Source organism: Geobacillus zalihae NBRC 101842 (assembly GCF_001544135.1).
GTDB lineage: Bacteria > Bacillota > Bacilli > Bacillales > Anoxybacillaceae > Geobacillus > Geobacillus zalihae.
The window spans coordinates 1-19,247 of sequence record NZ_BCPV01000068.1; the positions used below are offsets into that span (position 1 = coordinate 1).

General features: G+C 52.7%; 17 protein-coding genes, 1 other RNA gene and 2 pseudogenes. 15 read left to right on the forward strand and 5 right to left on the reverse strand.

Annotated features, from left to right (window positions below):
- The first annotated feature begins 674 nt into the window (after positions 1–674).
- A complete protein-coding gene (locus GZ1_RS14945; protein ID WP_015375778.1) occupies positions 675–2,171 on the forward strand; it encodes a carboxylesterase/lipase family protein in 1,497 nt (498 codons plus the stop codon).
- A 100-nt stretch (positions 2,172–2,271) separates the two neighbouring features.
- Here the strand turns inward: GZ1_RS14945 and GZ1_RS14950 are convergent, their stop codons facing one another.
- Positions 2,272–2,487 carry a hypothetical protein gene (locus GZ1_RS14950; protein WP_013144264.1) on the reverse strand — a complete coding sequence of 72 codons (216 nt, stop codon included), beginning with the start codon at positions 2,485–2,487 and terminating at the stop codon, positions 2,272–2,274.
- A gap of 498 nt (positions 2,488–2,985) precedes the next feature.
- Between GZ1_RS14950 and secG the strand changes: the two genes are divergently transcribed.
- From secG to GZ1_RS14980, 6 genes are all read left to right on the forward strand, one after another.
- Positions 2,986–3,222 carry a preprotein translocase subunit SecG gene (secG, locus tag GZ1_RS14955; RefSeq protein ID WP_013144265.1) on the forward strand — a complete coding sequence of 79 codons (237 nt, stop codon included), beginning with the start codon at positions 2,986–2,988 and terminating at the stop codon, positions 3,220–3,222.
- Between the two features lie 74 nt (positions 3,223–3,296).
- Positions 3,297–4,037 (forward strand): carboxylesterase, encoded by a 741-nt coding sequence (gene estA / locus GZ1_RS14960; protein WP_033004594.1) that lies wholly within the window; start codon positions 3,297–3,299, stop codon positions 4,035–4,037.
- A 22-nt stretch (positions 4,038–4,059) separates the two neighbouring features.
- Complete coding sequence (gene rnr / locus GZ1_RS14965; RefSeq protein ID WP_015375777.1) at positions 4,060–6,336, forward strand: ribonuclease R; 2,277 nt, start codon at positions 4,060–4,062, stop codon at positions 6,334–6,336.
- An 81-nt stretch (positions 6,337–6,417) separates the two neighbouring features.
- Positions 6,418–6,885 carry an SsrA-binding protein SmpB gene (gene smpB, locus GZ1_RS14970; RefSeq protein ID WP_013144268.1) on the forward strand — a complete coding sequence of 156 codons (468 nt, stop codon included), beginning with the start codon at positions 6,418–6,420 and terminating at the stop codon, positions 6,883–6,885.
- 312 nt (positions 6,886–7,197) lie between these two features.
- Positions 7,198–7,549, forward strand: a transfer-messenger RNA (tmRNA) gene (gene ssrA / locus GZ1_RS14975).
- A 212-nt stretch (positions 7,550–7,761) separates the two neighbouring features.
- On the forward strand, positions 7,762–8,067 hold the full coding sequence (locus GZ1_RS14980; RefSeq protein WP_255211306.1) for a contact-dependent growth inhibition system immunity protein: 306 nt from the start codon (positions 7,762–7,764) through the stop codon (positions 8,065–8,067).
- A gap of 111 nt (positions 8,068–8,178) precedes the next feature.
- Here GZ1_RS14980 and GZ1_RS14985 read toward each other — a convergent pair whose 3' ends face one another.
- The 3 genes from GZ1_RS14985 to GZ1_RS14995 all read right to left on the reverse strand — a co-directional run bounded on the left by GZ1_RS14985 (position 8,179) and on the right by GZ1_RS14995 (position 9,833).
- Positions 8,179–8,628 (reverse strand): staygreen family protein, encoded by a 450-nt coding sequence (locus tag GZ1_RS14985; protein ID WP_015375776.1) that lies wholly within the window; start codon positions 8,626–8,628, stop codon positions 8,179–8,181.
- A gap of 167 nt (positions 8,629–8,795) precedes the next feature.
- Positions 8,796–9,221, reverse strand: coding sequence for a DUF6114 domain-containing protein (locus tag GZ1_RS14990; protein ID WP_013144270.1), 426 nt, complete (start codon positions 9,219–9,221; stop codon positions 8,796–8,798).
- 21 nt (positions 9,222–9,242) lie between these two features.
- The gene (locus GZ1_RS14995; protein WP_015375775.1) at positions 9,243–9,833 is read right to left on the reverse strand and encodes a DUF6230 family protein; all 591 of its coding nucleotides are present in this window, start codon (positions 9,831–9,833) and stop codon (positions 9,243–9,245) included.
- Between the two features lie 204 nt (positions 9,834–10,037).
- Here GZ1_RS14995 and GZ1_RS15000 point away from each other — a divergent pair, with 204 nt between their 5' ends.
- From GZ1_RS15000 to GZ1_RS15015, 4 genes are all read left to right on the forward strand, one after another.
- Positions 10,038–11,213 carry a helix-turn-helix domain-containing protein gene (locus GZ1_RS15000; RefSeq protein ID WP_015375774.1) on the forward strand — a complete coding sequence of 392 codons (1,176 nt, stop codon included), beginning with the start codon at positions 10,038–10,040 and terminating at the stop codon, positions 11,211–11,213.
- Positions 11,214–11,338: 125 nt separating this feature from the next.
- The gene (locus GZ1_RS15005; RefSeq protein WP_060788783.1) at positions 11,339–12,709 is read left to right on the forward strand and encodes a PepSY-associated TM helix domain-containing protein; all 1,371 of its coding nucleotides are present in this window, start codon (positions 11,339–11,341) and stop codon (positions 12,707–12,709) included.
- Between the two features lie 144 nt (positions 12,710–12,853).
- Entirely contained in the window at positions 12,854–13,090 is a 237-nt protein-coding gene (locus tag GZ1_RS15010; RefSeq protein WP_013144273.1) for a YuzF family protein, read from the forward strand.
- A 20-nt stretch (positions 13,091–13,110) separates the two neighbouring features.
- The gene (locus tag GZ1_RS15015) at positions 13,111–14,010 is read left to right on the forward strand and encodes a manganese catalase family protein (RefSeq protein WP_014196698.1); all 900 of its coding nucleotides are present in this window, start codon (positions 13,111–13,113) and stop codon (positions 14,008–14,010) included.
- 108 nt (positions 14,011–14,118) lie between these two features.
- Here the strand turns inward: GZ1_RS15015 and GZ1_RS15020 are convergent, their stop codons facing one another.
- Positions 14,119–15,033, reverse strand: a complete 915-nt coding sequence (locus tag GZ1_RS15020; protein WP_033006486.1) for a LysR family transcriptional regulator — start codon at positions 15,031–15,033, stop codon at positions 14,119–14,121.
- Positions 15,034–15,189: 156 nt separating this feature from the next.
- Here GZ1_RS15020 and GZ1_RS15025 point away from each other — a divergent pair.
- The 4 genes and pseudogenes from GZ1_RS15025 to GZ1_RS15040 form a co-directional block, all read left to right on the forward strand.
- Positions 15,190–15,882 (forward strand): annotated as a pseudogene (locus tag GZ1_RS15025) (4-hydroxyphenylacetate 3-hydroxylase N-terminal domain-containing protein); the annotation flags it as partial.
- A gap of 149 nt (positions 15,883–16,031) precedes the next feature.
- Entirely contained in the window at positions 16,032–17,150 is a 1,119-nt protein-coding gene (locus GZ1_RS15030; RefSeq protein ID WP_060788784.1) for an RNA-guided endonuclease InsQ/TnpB family protein, read from the forward strand.
- 227 nt (positions 17,151–17,377) lie between these two features.
- On the forward strand, positions 17,378–18,136 hold the full coding sequence (locus GZ1_RS15035) for a fumarylacetoacetate hydrolase family protein (RefSeq protein WP_060788785.1): 759 nt from the start codon (positions 17,378–17,380) through the stop codon (positions 18,134–18,136).
- Between the two features lie 80 nt (positions 18,137–18,216).
- A pseudogene (locus GZ1_RS15040) lies at positions 18,217–19,247 on the forward strand (aldehyde dehydrogenase family protein); the annotation flags it as partial.

The following is a 19,247-nucleotide window of genomic DNA, read 5'->3' on the forward strand; positions in this document are numbered from 1 at the left end:
TCAAAGACAAAAAAAAGAAATGATGTGTTTGATTTCGTTATCAAAATGGAAGATAATAAACATAAATATTTGATTCGCATGGTAAATTACACCAAACCTTTGGGATGGGTTCCATTTAACGACTTTCAAATAAATCAAGTCAATGAAATTGAATAGCCCGTAGTGCTTTGATGAACACTTATTTACAAGGGGCTGTATCAATGAATAAAATTATGATTTTCATTTATTGCATCTGTTTGTTTTTAAAAGCGGTTGAAAAATAAACTTTGCTGCAGATGAGCATGGTTCCTCAACTTAAAGTTTCATCAAGCACATGTTGGAATGATGAACATCAAAAAAGGTAGAGATTTATCCATAAATGGCATTGTAGGATAGGGCACACCATCGTCCAATTTTGCCTGGAAAGTAAGAAATCTTTAGAAGGCTGGTGAAAAACGACTGATTTCGCCGAACCCATTGTTTTCGGTCGAAAGAGAAGCGTTGATTTTGCAAGACTTCTCTATTTGAGAAAAAAGTCCATTTTCCGCGATTTTTCACTAAATCCCCGGCCTTTTAGGTGCTGTTCCTTTTCCTATTCCAACGAGCTGACATTGTCCCGCATAGGTCGATGGACGCAAGTGGTCCGTTCGTTTATAATATTTTTGAATGATCAGAATATTTAGGGGGGGATAGGGATGGAACAAACGATTGTCGAGACGCGGTATGGGCGGCTGCGCGGTGTGATGAATGGAAGCGTTTTCGTTTGGAAAGGGATTCCGTACGCGAAAGCGCCGGTCGGGGAGCGTCGGTTTTTGCCGCCAGAGCCGCCCGATGCGTGGGATGGGGTGCGGGAGGCGACTGCTTTCGGTCCTGTCGTGATGCAGCCGTCAGATCCGATTTTCAGCGGATTGCTCGGGCGGATGAGCGAGCCGCCGAGCGAAGACGGGCTGTACCTGAACATTTGGTCGCCGGCGGCGGATGGGAAGAAGCGCCCGGTGTTGGTTTGGATTCATGGCGGCGCCTTTTTGTTCGGCTCGGGTTCTTCGCCGTGGTATGATGGGACGGCGTTCGCGAAACACGGCGATGTCGTTGTCGTGACGATCAACTACCGAATGAACGTGTTTGGCTTTTTGCATCTCGGTGATTTGTTCGGCGAAGAGTACGCTCAAGCCGGGAATCTCGGAATTTTGGACCAAGTGGCGGCGCTGCGCTGGGTGAAGGAGAACATTGCGGCGTTTGGCGGCGATCCGGACAATGTGACGATTTTCGGTGAATCGGCGGGAGCGGCGAGCGTCGGCGTGCTGTTGTCGCTTCCGGAGGCGAAGGGGCTGTTTCGGCGCGCCATTTTGCAAAGCGGTTCGGGATCGCTTCTTCTCCGTTCGCCGGAGACCGCCATGGCGATGACCAAGCGCATTCTCGAGCGTGCCGGCATCCGCCCGGGTGACCGCGGCCGGCTCTTGTCGATTCCCGCCGAGGAGCTGCTGCGGGCGGCGCTGTCGCTCGGTCCGGGAATCATGTACGGTCCGGTGGTGGATGGCCGCGTATTGCGGCGCCATCCGATCGAGGCGCTCCACGACGGGGCGGCCAGCGGCATTCCGATTCTCATCGGTGTGACGAAAGACGAGTACAACTTGTTTACCTTGACGGATCCGTCATGGATGAAGCTTGGCGAACACGAACTGCTTGACCGGATCAACCGTGAAGTCGGGCCCGTGCCGGAGGCGGCGATTCGCTATTATGCAGAAACGGCGGAGCCGTCGGCGCCCGCCTGGCAAAAGTGGCTTCGCATCATGACGTACCGCGTGTTTGTCGAGGGGATGCTGCGGACAGCGGACGCCCAAGCGGCCCACGGAGCGGATGTGTACATGTACCGGTTTGACTATGAAACGCCGGTGTTCGGCGGGCAGCTGAAAGCATGCCACGCGCTCGAGCTGCCGTTTGTGTTTCACAATCTCCATCAGCCGGGCGTTGCGAATTTCGTCGGCAACCGGCCGGAGCGCGAGGCGATCGCTGACCAAATGCATTACGCCTGGCTGGCGTTTGCCCGCACCGGCAACCCGAACGGCGATCACTTGCCGGAAGCGTGGCCGGCGTATACGAGCGAGCGCAAGGCGGCCTTTGTCTTTTCAGCCGCCAGCCATGTCGAAGATGATCCGTTTGGCCGCGAGCGAGCGGCATGGCAAGGACGCTAGAAGATTTGATTCGTGAGGGAGCACCGCCATCTGTGAAAAAATGGAGCTTCGGCCTCTCTCCGCTAAACCAACAAAGGAACGGCCAACCGCCGTTCCTTTGTTATTCGTTTGCCCCCTGAGAAGGAAGCCCGAACTGTTCCGCCAGCGCTGGGTCGCGGTCGATGGCCTCGATGAGCTTGCGCATGACGTTGACGTCAAACGTAAAGTTCGCCCCAATCGGCGAGGTGACGAAAATTTTCCCTTTCTTCGCCTCCCGCGCCCGTTTGAATTGATAGCCGTCAATCGCGATGACGACTCGTTCGTCCGGTCTTGCCATTGAAGTCCCTCCAGTCGTTGCCGATTTGCTTTCTATTGTAACGTATTTCGGCGGCGGACGACAATGATCATACCGCACCCGATTCATGGAGCGTCAAGCGGATGGAGGATGAAACGCTCCCCCATCTATGCCAAAGGGGAGGAGCAGGGAATTTTTTGGCCCCATCCCTTCGATTTAGCCCTCTAGAAAAGACAGGAAATGTAGTCTTTCCTTCAACATCGTTCCATTCTTTCGCTGCCTCCAGGCCGATCAGATCAGGTCAGATACGTTGCGATTTTTGCCAGGCATTCATCAATGATTTCATCGATTTCCTCCATTTGAGCATCTTCTGGCTTGTATTTTTTTAAAATTTTTAGATGACGGGCTTTCCAATCTAATGTTTCACAAAAAAGAGAATCTGTTCCTTTCGTCGTGTTGAGACAGGCCCGCCAGTTGCCGCCAACGGCGATCTATGGTATAGTGAAATTATTGCAACGTCGGTCGTTGGAGGTGTCAGGCATGCATGCCTTGCTTGTGACGCTGCTTGTCATTGTGTCGATCGCGCTGATCGCAGTTGTCTTGCTGCAGTCGGGCCGCAGCGCCGGGCTGTCGGGGGCGATCACCGGCGGCGCCGAGCAATTGTTCGGGAAGCAGAAAGCCCGTGGGCTCGATGCGGTGTTTCAGCGCGTCACGGTCGTGTTGGCCGTCTTGTTTTTCGTATTGACGATCTTGGTTACGTACGTACAGCCATCATAAGTCAAACATGGGGCGGTCCATAGAATGAAGGGCTGCCCTTTCTATTTCACACTAGAGAGGAAGGAGAGCCGATGATGAAAATTGTTCCGCCGAAGCCGTTTTTCTTTGAAGCCGGGGAGCGGGCGGTGCTGCTTTTGCATGGGTTTACCGGCAATTCCGCCGACGTTCGGATGCTTGGGCGATTCTTGGAATCGAAAGGGTATACGTGCCACGCTCCGATTTACAAAGGGCATGGCGTGCCGCCGGAAGAGCTCGTCCACACCGGACCGGATGATTGGTGGCAAGACGTCATGAACGGCTATCAGTTTTTGAAAAACAAAGGCTACGAAAAAATTGCCGTGGCTGGATTGTCGCTTGGAGGCGTATTTTCTCTCAAATTAGGCTACACTGTACCTATAGAAGGCATTGTGACGATGTGCGCGCCGATGTACATCAAAAGCGAAGAAACGATGTACGAAGGTGTGCTCGAGTATGCGCGCGAGTATAAAAAGCGGGAAGGGAAATCAGAGGAACAAATCGAACAGGAAATGGAACGGTTCAAACAAACGCCGATGAAGACGTTGAAAGCCTTGCAAGAACTCATTGCCGATGTGCGCGCCCACCTTGATTTGGTTTATGCGCCGACGTTCGTCGTCCAAGCGCGCCATGATGAGATGATCAATCCAGACAGCGCGAACATCATTTATAACGAAATTGAATCGCCGGTCAAACAAATCAAATGGTATGAGCAATCAGGCCATGTGATTACGCTTGATCAAGAAAAAGATCAGCTGCATGAAGATATTTATGCATTTCTTGAATCGTTAGATTGGTAATGGAGAAAGGAGGGGATGGCCAATGGATCATGTGTTGGCCGAACGCATTTTAACGTTTATGCGCGATGAGGCGTACAAACCGCTGACCGTTGAGGAACTGGAGGAAGCGTTTGGGATTGAGGATGCGGACGGGTTTAAGGAATTTGTCAAAACGCTTGTCGCCATGGAAGAGGAAGGCCTTGTCGTCCGGACGCGCAGCAACCGCTACGGCGTGCCTGAGCGGATGAATCTCGTGCGCGGCAAGGTGACCGGCCACCCGAAAGGATTCGCGTTTGTCACACCGGAGGAGCCGGGACTGGATGATATTTTCATCCCGCCGTCCGAATTGAAAAACGCGATGCATGGCGACACGGTGCTTGTGCGCGTCCAAGCCGATTCATCCGGGGCGCGCCGCGAAGGAACGATCGTCCGCATTTTGGAGCGCGGGGTGAAAGAGGTCGTCGGCACGTACACGGAAAGCAAATATTTCGGCTTTGTCATCCCGGATGACAAACGGATCGTCAATGACATTTTCATCCCGAAAAACGCGGCGAACGGCGCGGTCGAAGGGCATAAAGTCGTCGTCCGGCTCACCTCGTACCCGGAAGGACGAATGAGCGCTGAAGGGGAAGTCGTGCAAATTCTCGGCCATAAAAACGACCCGGGCGTCGACATTTTGGCGATCATCTATAAATACGGCCTTCCGCTTCAATTTCCAGAAGACGTGATCGAGCACGCCAACCGGGTGCCGGACGTCATTACGGAGAAAGACTTGGAAGGGCGCCGCGATTTGCGCGGCGAGATGATCGTCACCATTGACGGCGAGGATGCGAAAGACTTAGACGATGCGGTGACGGTGACGAAGCTTGAAAACGGCAACTATAAGCTCGGCGTTCATATCGCCGATGTCAGCTACTATGTTGAGGAAGGCTCGCCTATTGACCGCGAGGCGTATGAACGCGGCACGAGCGTTTATTTGGTTGACCGCGTCATCCCGATGATCCCGCATCGGCTGTCGAACGGCATTTGCTCGCTCAACCCGAAAGTCGATCGGCTGACGCTCTCGTGCGAAATGGAAATCACCCCGCAAGGAGAAGTCGTCCGCCATGAAATTTTCCCAAGCGTCATCCGCACGGCGGAACGGATGACGTATTCCGATGTCAATAAAATTCTCGTTGACAAAGACGAAGCCTTGCGGGAAAAATATGCGCCGCTTGTGCCGATGTTTGAGCTGATGGCTGAGCTTGCCGACATTTTGCGGGCAAAGCGGATAAAGCGCGGGGCGATTGATTTCGATTTTAAGGAGGCGAAGGTGCTTGTCGATGAAAACGGCAAGCCGTACGATGTCGTCTTGCGCGAGCGGTCGGTCGCTGAGCGGTTGATTGAAGAGTTTATGCTGGCGGCGAACGAAACGGTGGCTGAGCATTTCCATTGGTTGAACGTGCCATTTATTTACCGTGTTCACGAGGATCCGAAGCCGGAAAAACTGCAGCGCTTTTTAGAGTTCATCACGAACTTCGGCTATGTCGTGAAAGGAACGGGCAACCAAATCCATCCGCGCGCCCTCCAGCAAATTCTCGAAGCGGTGCGCGGCGAGCCGGAAGAAATGGTGATCTCGACCGTCATGCTTCGGTCGATGAAACAGGCGCGCTATGACGCCGAGAGCCTCGGCCATTACGGCCTGTCGACCGAGTTTTACACCCATTTTACGTCACCGATCCGCCGCTACCCGGATTTGATCGTCCATCGGTTGATCTGGACGTATCTCATTAACGGCCAGATGGATCTTGACACCCAGCAAAAATGGGCGGAAAAGCTGCCTGAAATTGCGGAACACGCTTCCGATATGGAGCGGCGCGCCGTTGAGGCGGAGCGGGAGACGGACGATCTGAAGAAAACCGAGTTTATGGAAGACAAAATCGGGATGGAGTTTGACGGCATTATCAGCTCGGTGACGAACTTCGGCTTGTTCGTTGAGCTGCCGAACACGATCGAAGGCTTGGTGCACGTCAGCTACTTAACGGACGACTATTACCGCTACGACGAACGCCACTACGCGTTGATCGGCGAACGGACCGGGAAAATGTACCGCATCGGCGATGAAATCACCGTCCGCGTCATCAACGTCAACAAAGACGAACGGATCGTCGATTTTGAAGTCGTCGGCATGAAAGGGCGCCGCCCGCCGAAAGCGAAAGCCGCTCCGGTCGTCATTGAAGGGAAAAAGCAAAAACAGGCCAAGGCAAAGGCGGAAGCGAAAACGAACAGCGGCAAAAGCCGCCACGCGAAGGCGAAAAAGAAGAAAAAGAAAAAACGGTGAGGAAAAGCCTCGCGCCCGGCTTTTCCTTCTTTTTCGTTTTTGATAAAATAAGAAACGCTACGATGAGGAGGGGGAAAACGGATGCCGAAAGGCGAAGGAAAGGTCATCGCGCAAAACAAAAAAGCACATCACGATTATTTCATCGAGGAAACGTACGAAGCCGGCCTCGTGCTGCAAGGGACGGAAATCAAATCGATCCGCAACGGCCGGGTGAATTTGAAAGATTCGTTCGCCAAAGTCGAAAAAGGGGAAGTGTTTCTCCATAACATGCACATCAGCCCGTACGAACAAGGCAACCGCTACAACCACGATCCGCTGCGGACGCGAAAGCTTTTGTTGCACCGCCGTGAAATCAACAAACTGATCGGCTACACGAAAGAGCAAGGGTATACGCTCGTGCCGCTCAAACTGTACATTAAAAACGGCTTTGCCAAAGTGGAGCTTGGTGTGGCCAAAGGGAAGAAAAAATACGACAAACGGGAAGACATGAAGCGGAAAGAAGCGCAGCGCGAAATCGAGCGGGCGTTCCGCGAGCGGCAAAAACTGTAGAAGAAGTCCGCGGTGGTTGGGGCGCTGGCCGCGAGGAGAAACTTGGACTCATCGGGCTTGATTGGCCGTGCGCGCAGCGGGTTTGGAAACGGGCGAGCCCCGTCCGTATGGCGGGCGCTTCCGGGACAGGACGAATGGTTTCAAACAATAAAGAAGATGTCTTCCAACATCGCCCCCGCCGTTCGAGGGAAATCCTGTTTTTTGGCGGAATTGAAAACATTCCCATTGCAAATGCGCACCGCCATGGTATAATAAAAAGTGCAACAGCCGGTTATCCCATGCTTAAGCTGTTCCGGTCTTTCTTCGCACCGCGGGGACGATCCGGATTCGACAGGGGTAGGTCGAGCTTAAGCGGCGAGCCGAGGGGGACGTCCTCGTAAAAACGTCACCTAAAGATAACTGGCAAACAAAACTACGCTTTAGCTGCCTAATTGCTGCAGCTAGCTCCTCCCGCCATCGCCCGTGTGGCGTCCGAGGGGTTCATATGAAGCGGGCTACGCCCAAATCCGCCGCCTGAGGATGAGGGAAGAGATGAACCAGGCTAGCCGCCGGGAGGCCTGTCGGTAGGCGGAACGGACGGCGAAGCGAAATATACCGACTACGCTCGTAGATGCTTAAGTGGCGATGCCTCTGGACGTGGGTTCGACTCCCACCGTCTCCATTTCCAACATCCGAACGGTTCGGACGAGAAACCGTGAAACCCTTGATGCGACTGCATTTGCAGTCGTTTTTCATTTTTGGGGAAGCCCGAAAAAAACGATAGAATCCAGAAAAATTTTGCGCGGCTTTTTATTGTAACCCATGGTGCTAGTTGAGCGTTGACGCTCAACTAGCACCATGGGTTATTGTTACATCTTATCCGAAGTGGTGATGAATATGATGGAAATTGAGGGGAAATTTAAGACGCTCAAATACTTTGTAGATGGGTATTATAATCAATCAATCGATGATCATGAATTTGACGATATGATTAGAGAATTTAGAGACGAAGAACCAGAGAGTTTGGTTCATGCATTAAGAGCTGAATTAGCTGAATTACAAAAACTAATAGACAATGGGGATAGAGAAACATTTAAAAAAATAGAGATTTTATTGCATGATAATAGTTTACGATATATTGAGTTTGAAGATGGTCAAGCGTTTATTAATCGTGTTTTAAATGTTCTGGATAATAAAAACTAAAATATTCTCACCCAATTAATTAAAAAGCCTTTCTCATTCGAGAGGGTGAATCCACAAACACTTCATTTGAAGTGTTTGTGAATCTTGCGCAGAACGTGCAAAAAGAGAGAGTCAACGATACATATAGGGGATTCCGTACGTCTCTGTTCGGTTCAGTTCTGGGTATTCGGAAGTGAAATGAACCAAAATCGGACTGCCATCGCAGGAAGGAAAATGACGGAAAAAGTGCCGGTCTCCGTAGCGAATGGCTTCTAGCGCCAAGGTCAATTCTTGTTCGAATACTTGTTTTCGGCGGATGTTTTCTTCCTTGCCCATTTGCTTGCTGCCGACAAACACATAAATGAACAAGGCGAGATGTTGCCCTGCCTGTTTCCATTCTCCCAATACTTCATCGCGCATGGCATTGAGCCGTGTGGTCGCGAACGAGCGGCCGATCGCTAAATAGAGGTCTCCCGTCGCATCAGAGTGAGTTAACGTATACATTCGTCCGATGAGCGGGAACGTATGGGTGGTTCCGGCGGCGAACTGGGTGTGTAGCCGGTCGATAGAAAGGTGTTTCATGGCGGTCCCTCCTTCTTTCATCTTGTTCTGCAGCGATGATGGGCCCATAATATGAATATGCGCCTCGTTTGTTCATGATGAATGGATTCGTGATCGGGAAAAAGAGATAAAAAAGAAGGCCGAACGAGCGAATCTTTCGCTTCGTTCGGCCGAGCGATCGGCGCCTGTTAGTCGGTTGCGGCGGATGGCTCTTTGTCTGCCGCTGCTTCACGATGAGCGGCAGGAGTGTCGGCTTCGGCCCATTGCGGGCGCCAGGCGATGCAAAGCGCCCCGCCGATGATGCCGAGAATCGTGCCGACTAAGAAGCCGCCCAAGGCGCCCATGATCGACAGAATGGCACTGAACATACCGATGATGCCGAGCAAGGTGGATAGCCGCGGCATGGCGTAGGAAAGAATCCCCATCAACATGACCATGCCGCCAAGGAAAAAGCCGGCGAACACCATGCTTCCGGGAACGAGAGAAATTTCGTATAGCTGCATCGGAATCCATAAAATCACAAGGCTTGATAACAAGAGAAACGTCGCCCCCCAAAACGGGCGGCGTTTCCGCCAGCGACCGAACGCCTGCCAGCTAGAACGAATGATGCCCAATGTTTCTCATCCTTACTGAAATTAGTTGAGTTTTTCAAAGTACACTTTCATGCCCGGCAGCGATACTTTTTGCTGGAATAAGTAGACGGTTTTGATATCGCCGTTTTCGATCGTAATGCTGTCGGCTCCTTGTGTGAATTCTTTGGCCGCTTTCTCGACTGGGTTGCTCGTATCGCCGACATAGCTTTCTTTCATCGTCAAGCTGCCGAAGGAGATGTTGCCGTTGATTTGCGTCGCTTTTTGCACGAGGCCGTCAATGGAGACAGGCTCGCTCGCGACAATGACGACGCGAATGCCCAAGGCCGGGAAGTCTTTCGAAATCCGAAGACCTTGAATCGTCGCTTTATCCATTTCATTGACGAAGACCGGCGTCTGCGGCGCATTGCCTGCTTCCGCCACGCCGCCGTACATTTTAAACCCGCTGCCGTTTAGCTTGTCAAACTGAACAGTGAATTCGCCGACCCCGCTGATTGGTACGGCATAGGCGACGCCTGTCAGCCCGAAGGCGGACAACATAAGAGTGAGGGCAAAAAATCCTCCGAGCAAGGCGAGAAGCAACGGTTTTTTGGCCGTGTGCCCTCCTACAATCAGTGATTGGCTGGCCATATTCATGAACATTCTCCTCCCCTTCACATAAATTGAAAGCGCTTTAAATATAGATTTAATTAAATATTAAAATAATTCAAATAAAATAAAATCCCTACATTTGTAGGGTTTTTTCCCGTCTTCGTCGCAGAGGGGAGAAGGAATCAACGCACGCGTTGCGAAAATACAATAGTGAGGGAACACGGTCGACCAAAAAAGGGGGGCGTTGCCTTGTCAACAGAATTGCACAATCATTTGTTTCGACTGCTGAGAGAGGCTTCGGATATTTTGCGGCAGTATGAAAGGGAAGTGAACCGGGAATGGAAGCGGATCGGCGAAGCGCTTGGCAAGCGGAATGCGCGGGTTCAAGAGGTGTTTTCCACGCTGTGCGCATTCGTTCAGGCAAGATTGCTCCCGTACGGGGGCGAACACCCAGCGAATAGGCATCTCGAACGCATTGCGGCGTTTCATCCGGAGATGGTCATATTTTCCCTAAATTTAATGGAAAATACGGTTCATCAAGTGTTGAAGGCGCATGCGTCAGCGGCTGCTACGCTGCACCCAGCCGTGCGGTATTTGTTTTTCAAATGGAATGAATGGTTGTTGTATGAAATGAATGAGCAATCATTCAAAATCGGCCGCGATTCCTCGTGGAAAAAAGAATCCTTGTGGAAAGACGCCGTCATTTTGTTCAACGAATGGATTTTGCGGGCGCAGACGTTTGAGGAATCGGCGGCGCATATTTGTTTTGGTTTTTCCTATTTTCTTCCTTTCAGCCGCTGCGCTCTGTTTCAATTTGTCAATCAGGAGAGCACAGCCATCGGTCTGCACGGGCATGGCGTGGACAACGGGCAAATTCAGCGCTTGCGCGTGGAATTGGACAGCATTCCGATGTTGAAAGAAAGTGTGGGGAAATTGAAAGCGGAAGTGCATGAATTTCGCCATTTTCGTCCGATTTATGTGCCGAGGGCGAGCGAACAGTTTCCGCGCCTGTATGTGGACCCGTTCGGTTTGGCCTCGCTGGTGATCGTTCCGGTGTATGTGCCGACGGAAGGGAGGATGATTGGAGGCGTCGTTCTCGACCGCGGACCGGGCCGCTTCTTTGCCGTTGACCGCCGCCTGTTTCCCGCGCTGATGAAATTTGGCCAAAGCGCGGGGGAGTTGCTGTTGAAATGGATCAAGGCGCCAAAAAAAGAATGGGAAGGGATGGCGGAATCCTTGTCGCCAAGAGAAATTGAGATTTTGAAGCTGCTCGCCGACGGAGCCTCGACATTGGAAGCGGCCTGTCAGCTTTATTTGAGCGAATTTACGGTGCGCGACTACATTTCCAGCGCCTTAAGGAAACTCAACGCGAAAAATCGGACGGAAGCGGTGGCAAAAGCGCTGCGTCTTGGGTTGATTGGATGATGAGGCGGACTGGTCTGTCCGGCCGTTTCATTTCACACCATTTTCGCCGATTGCTCACCGTTTGGACACAGTTTTGTTCTATACTGCCTACTGAAAAACATGAAAACATGGCAGGGGGGAAAACTGTGGAACAAACGGTGAAGGCGGCGGACAAACAGCGGCCGATGTATGCGGCGGTCTGGAGGTGGCATTTCTATGCCGGGATCATCTTTGCGCCGTTTCTGATCATTTTGGCGTTGAGCGGGGCCGTCTATTTGTTTAAGCCGCAGATCGAATCGGCTCTGTACGGCCATTTGTACGAGGTGGACAAGGTAGGGGAAAAAAGGCTGTCTCTCGTTGAGCTGACGGAACGGGTCAAGGAGAAATATCCGCATGATTCCGTTGTCTCTGTGACGCTTGAGAAAGAAGCGAATCGGACCGTGAAAATCGGGATGATGGACAAAGGAGAAATGGTGTTTGCTTTTGTCAATCCGTATACCGGGGAGATTCAAGGGACATTGCGCGCGGATGAGAATTGGACGGAAATCGCGAAAAAAATCCACAGCGAGCTATTGATTGGCGGAACGGCAGCCAACCGTTTTGTAGAGCTGGCGGCTTGTTGGGGCTTTATTTTGTTGGCCACGGGCCTCTATCTTTGGTGGCCGCGGCAATCATTCTCTGTTCTCGGGACGTTTTGGCCGCGCTGGCGGGCGAAAAAACGGTTGGCTTGGCGCGATTGGCATGCAGTGACAGGCATATGGTTGAGCATCGGCATTTTGCTGCTCATTGTGACAGGAATGCCGTGGACAGGGGTCATGGGGGAAGCGATCAACCGCGTGGCGACGGCGACAAACACCGGGTATCCGCCGTTTGCGTTCAGCTTCGGACCGAAGCCGGAATCGAAAGTGGTCACCAAAGACGTGGCGCAAGACGTGCCATGGGCGGCCGAGCAACTGCCGGTGCCTTCTGTTCATACACACAACACGACTTCGTTGTCGCTCGATGACGTGTATGCGATCGCCGAGGCGAAAAAGGTGAAAAAGCCGTTCACCATTTCGCTGCCGCAAGGGCCGAAAGGGGTGTTTACGATTGCGACATCGAAGACGAAGCCGTGGGATAACGCCACCTTGCATATTGACCAATATTCGGGACGGGTTCTGAGCGATGTCCGCTTTTCCGACTACGGCGCATTGGCCAAAGCGATTACGATTGGCATCGCGTTCCATGAAGGGCGGTTGTTTGGGCTGGCCAATCAGCTCGTCAATCTCGTTTTTTGCCTCGGGCTTGTGTTTTTGGGCGTCAGCGGCTTTGTGATGTGGCGCAAGCGCAAGCCGAAAGACGGTTTCGGCGCTCCGGCGCGGGTGAAGGATCCTCAAGCGGCGAAAACGGTGTGGGGCGGCATGATCGCTGCAGGAATTGTGATGCCGTTATTTGCTTTGTCGCTCGCCGCAATTTGGCTGTTTGATCGTTTTGTGGTGCAAAAGATTCCGAGCGTTCGCCGCTTTCTAGCGGCGTAAACATCTTTGGAAGCGGCTTGAATGTCCTTGAGCATCAGGCCGCTTTCTTTTCTCGACGTTGGGTTTTTTTGTCATGTTCTGCATGGGGCGGCATATGGATAAAAAGGGAATCTTCTTCAGCGCATCAAAAGGGAGGAAATGAGAATGAACCAGCCCTACGCGTCCCATGCTTCGTCACCGCAGCTCATTGCCCTGGTTGACCCGTATGTGTACCACGCTTTCCAAGCTTTGAACGGCAAAGAAGTGGTGGTGGAAACCGTCCGCGGTTCGATCCAAGGAACTGTGAGGGATGTGAAGCCGGACCATATCGTCATCTCGGCGCATCAGGCGGTTTATTACATCCGCTTGGCGCAAGTGGTGTCTGTTCGCCTCAGCAATTAATGGAGAGGAGGAAAAGAGTCGTGGTATTTCAGCGGATCGACCGGCTGGCGATCGAATTGCCGAAGCCGAAGTACGCGGACCCCAATGCGGCTGCCGCTGTCCAGGAGCTGCTTGGCGGCCGTTTCGGAGAAATGTCGACGTTAAACAATTATTTGTTTCAGTCATTCAATTTTCGGCAAAAACAGAAGCTGCGCCCGTTTTACGAGTTGGTGGCGAGCATCACCGCCGAAGAGTTTGGCCATGTGGAGCTCGTGTCCAATGCGATCAACCTTTGCTTGACCGGCTCCACCCATCCAGGTGATCCGGATACAGCGCCGATGAAGGATGCGAAAGACAAGCGCAATACGTATCATTTTATCGCGACGGCGCAGACGGCGTTTCCCGGCGATTCGATGGGGAAGGCGTGGACGGGGGAGTACGTGTTCAACAGCGGCAACTTGATTTTGGATTTGCTTCACAACTTTTTCCTTGAATGCGGAGCGCGCACGCATAAAATGCGCGTCTATGAAATGACGGACCACCCTACCGCCCGCGAGATGATCGGCTACTTGCTTGTGCGCGGGGGCGTTCATATTTTGGCGTACGCCAAAGCGATCGAAGTGGCTACGGGGGTCGATGTGACGAAACTGCTGCCGATCCCGAAGTTGGATAACCGTGTGTTCGACGAGGCGAGAAAGTATGAGGATCAAGGCGTCCACCGCCGGCTTTATACGTTCAGCGATCGCTATTACAAAGAAATCGTCCGCATTTGGCAAGGAACCCATCCAAGCGATGGACAGCCGCTCGAGGTGGTCGAAGGAGCGCCCCAAGGGGGGGCGATCCCCGATTTGGACGAAGTGCCGGAAGAATTCGCCCCCGGGATTTCGGCCGAAGATTTTTTCGAAATCGCCAAGCGGCTGCAGCGGTCGGCAGGGTTGTGATGAGGCGCCCAACGGCGCCTCATTTTTTGAAAAGCAGGTCATTGAACAAAAAGGACGGCGCAACGAGGGCATGACGTTTCCCTTGAGCGTCCACGATTGGAGGAATCGCTATCTTTCTTCATGTTGTTCACCGGCGGCGCGGGCGGCAACGGTTTGGAGCACGTCGAGGAATGTTCGGGCGCTTTTCGGCAAATACCGTTGTCGGTCGAGGATGGCGGCGGCTTCCGCTGTCATCGAAGAGTCGATGATCTCCAGCACCTTGATGCCAGGGAGGCGAAACAAGGCTACGGTGGATTGCGGCACAATGGTGGCCCCGAGGCCTTGGGCGACAAGGGAGAGCAATATGGTCGCGTCCGGGCATTCGCATAGAACGTTCGGTTCAAAGCCATGACGGCGGCATTCCTCGATGACCCGCTCGTACTGTCCGGCGCCGTGCACCCGGTGGAGAAGGAGAAGCGGCCAATCCGCAAAATCGCGCATGCATAATGAGGGTTGGCCGGTTTTCCATTGCGCCGGCAACACACCGACATAACGTTCGCCGGGCAGACGGATGACGTCGTAATCAGCCGAGTCGATCGGCAGGCGGACGATGCCGATGTCAATGCGCCGCTCGTAAAGCAGCTGACAAATGGAAAATGTATCTCCTTCACGGAGATGAAAGGTCACGTTCGGAGCTTGTTCATGGAAGTGACGGATTGCTTGGGCCAAATAGTAAAAGCACGATTTGACGCAGCCGATCGACAGCGTTCCCGCCGTTCCCTCTTCGATTTCTTTTACTTCCGCTACGGCGTCATCCAGCTGGGCGAGCAGCCGTTTCGCCTTTTCGTAAAACGCTTTGCCCGGTGCGGTGAGCTCCATTTTTTTCGCCTTCCGGTCAAATAAAGGAACGCCGAGCTCTTCTTCGAGCTGCTTCAGCTGCTGGCTCAGCGGCGGCTGGGCGATATGAAGCTTTTGCGCCGCTTTGGTGATTTGCCCCTCTTCGGCAATCGTGACAAAGTATTTCAGCTGCTTCACATCGATCATGGCCGTGCCTCCTCTCTTGCTTCCATATCTTTTTCGTATAGGATGGTTGATCATTTTTGTATTTTTCGTATATGAAATCATATGTTATATTGATTTTGAACATTCTGAATGTTAGCGCTTCCTTATCTATTATACGGGAAAACGGGGGGAATGAAAATGCCGGCTAAAACAGGTCAGGAGTATATCGAGCGGCTCAAGCGGGCGAAAAGCAGCGTGTACATCCATGGGAAAAAAGTGGAGGATGTCACCGTTCATCCGGCGTTCCGCAACGTCGTCCGTTCGATGGCGGCGCTTTACGACCGGCAATATGAAAAGCCGGAGAAAATGTTGTACCGGTCGCCGACAACCGGGCAGTTCGTCGGCATGACGTTCATTCAGCCGACAACCATTGACGAGCTCATCGCCCGCCGCGAGGCGACGCAAGAATGGGCGCGTATGTCGGCGGGGATGATGGGCCGTTCTCCCGATTATTTAAACGCGGAAGTCATGGCCATGGGCGTCGCCAATGATCTATTTGCCGAAGATGATCCGATGTTTGCCGAAAACGCGAAAAACTACTATGAGTACGCGCGTGAAAACGACATCAGCTTGACGCACACGCTCATCCATCCGCAAATGAATCGCGCCAAGGCGCTTCATGAACAAAACGATGCCGATGTGCCGCTCCATTTGGTGGAACGGCGAAAAGACGGGATCATCGTCAGCGGAATCCGTCTGTTGGCGACGCAAGGCGGGATTACGGACGAAATTTTAGTGTTTCCATCAACCGTGAAAAAATCGACAGCTGGTGAAGACCCGTACGCGCTCGCCTTTGCCATTCCGAACAATACGCCGGGCGTCAAGTTCATCGTCTTTGGCGAGGAGACCCCCACTTCAACGACCAAAGGGAGTAAGTGGGGGAGGAATCGCTTTTTTTGTTTTTGTATCACTAAAAAATATGATATAATATATGATATAATATATTATATAATATATTTAGTGAAAGAGAGGTGAGACAAATGGACATGACGTTAACAGCCAAAATAAAAATTTACCCAACAGCGGAACAAGCAGAAGTATTGAAAGCCACCCTTTCCGCTTATCGACAAGCGTGCAACGCTGTGTCTGTTGTGATTTTTGACACAAAAGTGCTTGCACAAGCCAAGTTACACGACATGACCTATCGTCTACTTCGATCAAACTACGCTTTGCGTTCGCAAATGGCGCAATCTGTGATTAAAACGGTGATCGCTAGATACCGCTCCCTAAAAAGCAATGGTCACGAATGGACATTGGTTCGCTTTAAAAAGCCTGAATATGATCTCGTTTGGAATCGAGATTACTCCATTGTTCAAGGGTTATTTTCTGTCAATACGCTAGAAGGACGAATCAAAGTGTCATTCGAACCAAAAGGCATGGAACCATATTTTGATGGCTCATGGACGTTTGGCACAGCCAAACTCGTCTACAAGCATAACAAATTCTTTTTGCACATCCCCATGACCAAAACAATTCCAACCGTAGATGAACACAACATTCGCCAAGTGGTCGGTGTCGATGTAGGGGTTAACTTTCTTGCAGTAGCTTATGATTCGCAAGGGAAAACTATCTTTTTTAACGGACGAAAAATCAAGCATATGCGTGCCAAGTACAAACGAATGCGAAAAACCCTCCAGCAAAAAGGGACGGCTTCTGCGCGTCGGAAGTTGAAAACAATCGGACAACGAGAAAACCGTTGGATGACGGATGTGAACCATGCTGTCACGAAGGCACTCGTTCGTCAATATGGAGAACGTACCCTTTTTGTATTAGAAGATTTAACAGGCATTCGTGAAAAAACAGAACGTGTATGGATCCATGACCGATATGAAACCGTATCGTGGGCGTTCTATCAGTTCCGTCAAATGTTAGAGTATAAGGCACGTTTGCATGGGTCAAAAGTGATTGTGGTTGCTCCGCATTACACCTCTTTGACATGTCCAAAGTGTGGTCATACGGAAAAAGCCAATCGAAAGAAACGTACACACACCTTTTGTTGTCGAACATGCGGATATACCTCAAACGATGACCGCATTGGTGCTATGAACCTTCAACGAAAAGGAATAGAGTACATCGTTGAAGGAACGACACAGGCATGACCTGCGTCGTTGGGTAGTTGTCAACCTGCCCCCTGATGCAACCCCAAGTCAAGGAAGGAGGACGAAGTCCGCTCGCACTTCTGGGGAGTTGCAAGCCCCCACTTCAAGCGTTAGCTAAGTGGGGGTAGTTGACATGTCCCATCAAGTGGTGGCAAAAAACATCGTCAAATACGGACTGCTGGCCGAAGAGCCATCCAAAACGGCATAACGGGGTGGGAGGAGAAGAGATGGTCAATGTGCGCTTGCGCCTGGCCGGCATGGGGCGGGCGATTGAGGCGAAGGCGGATCCTTGGAGCGGAACGGTGTCGTTTGGCGATCGGACGCACCGCATCGATGAATGGGAATGGGCTGCGCCTGTTGACGGGGCGATGTACGGGGTGGCGCTGAATGATGAAAAGGAGTGGGAAGCGTTGTCAACCGAAATGAACGCCCCGCCGTATGAAAAGCCGCCGGAAGGCCCGGTGCTGTATATGAAGCCGGCAAACACCATCAACGCCCATCGGCGGCCGGTGCTGCTGCCTCGCGGGGTGAAGCATCTTCAGGCGGCTCCGGCGCTCGGGATTGTCATCGGACGGACGGCGGCGCGCGTGCCGTGCGAGCAGGCGCTCGATGTTGTATTCGGCTATACGATCGTCCATGATCTCTCCATTCCCCATAAGCAGCGTTACCGCCCGGCGGTGAAGGAGCAGGCGCGCGACGGCTTTGCCCCGGTCGGCCCGTGGATCGTCAGCCATGACGAAGTCGGCGATCCGATGGCGCTTCGGCTGCGGACGTATGTCAATGGAGCAGTGGTTCAGGAAGGGTATACGGGCGACATGATCTTTTCCATCCCGTATTTGCTCGAGTACATCACCGAATTCATGACGCTCGCGCCGGGCGACGTCATGTTGACCGGCACGCCGAAAGGAGCGGTGAACGTCCAGCCCGGCGATGAAGTCGTGACGGAAATCGAACGCATCGGCCGGCTGGTCAATTACATCGCCTAGCCAAAGGGGGAGAGAGGATGCCGCACTTTATTGTGGAATACACGGCCAATCTCGGTGAAGAAGCCGACATTCGCGGATTGCTGGAAAAAGTCCACCGCGTGCTGATCAAGCGGCGCGATTCGTTTCCTATCGGCGGCATCCGGTCGCGCGCGATTCGCCTTGACGAGTACTATGTGGCCGACGGGGCCGAAGACGATGCCTTTGTGCACGCGACGCTCAAAATCGGCGCCGGGCGGCCGGAACAGGTAAAAAAAGAAGTCGGCGCCGAACTGTTTGCCGTGATGAAAGACCATTTCGCCCCGCTGTTTGGCGAAACGGCGGGCGCCGCATTGGTCGCCCACCCGGATGTGCGCCTCATCTCGTTTACCGGCGAGACGACGACCGGCATGGAGATCATCCGCAACAGCGCCGCAACGTTGAAAAAAACATCGATGGAGCTCGGCGGCAAGTCGCCGCTCATCGTGTTCGCCGACGCCGATCTCGATCGGGCGCTTGACGCGGCGGTGTGGGGCGTATTTTCGCTCAATGGCGAGCGGTGCACGGCCAACTCGCGGCTTTTGCTTGAACAGTCGATTTACGATGAATTTGTCGCCCGGCTGAAAGAGCGCGTCGACCGCATCGTCATCGGCGATCCGATGAACCCCGCGACCGAACTGGGACCGCTCATTCATCGCGATCATTGGGAGCGGGTGAACCGCTATATTGAGATCGCCAAACAGGAAGGGGCGGACGTCTATGCCCCGGGCGTTCCGAAAGGGCTGGAGCGCGGCAACTTTGTGCCCCCGACATTATTGCTTAACTGCCGCAACGATATGAAAGTGGCGCAGGAAGAAATTTTCGGACCGGTCATGGCGGTCATGTCTTTCACGAGTGAAAGTGAAGAAGAGGCCATTCGGTTGGCGAACGATGTGAAATACGGGCTGGCGGCGTACGTATGGACGAACGACATGAAGCGCGGCCACCGCGTCGCCCAGGCGATCGAAAGCGGGATGGCGTGGGTCAATTCACCGAACGTCCGCGATTTGCGCATCCCGTTTGGCGGGACGAAATACAGCGGCATCGGCCGCGAAGGCGGGCATTACTGTAAACTAGCACATTATTTCAGAATCCC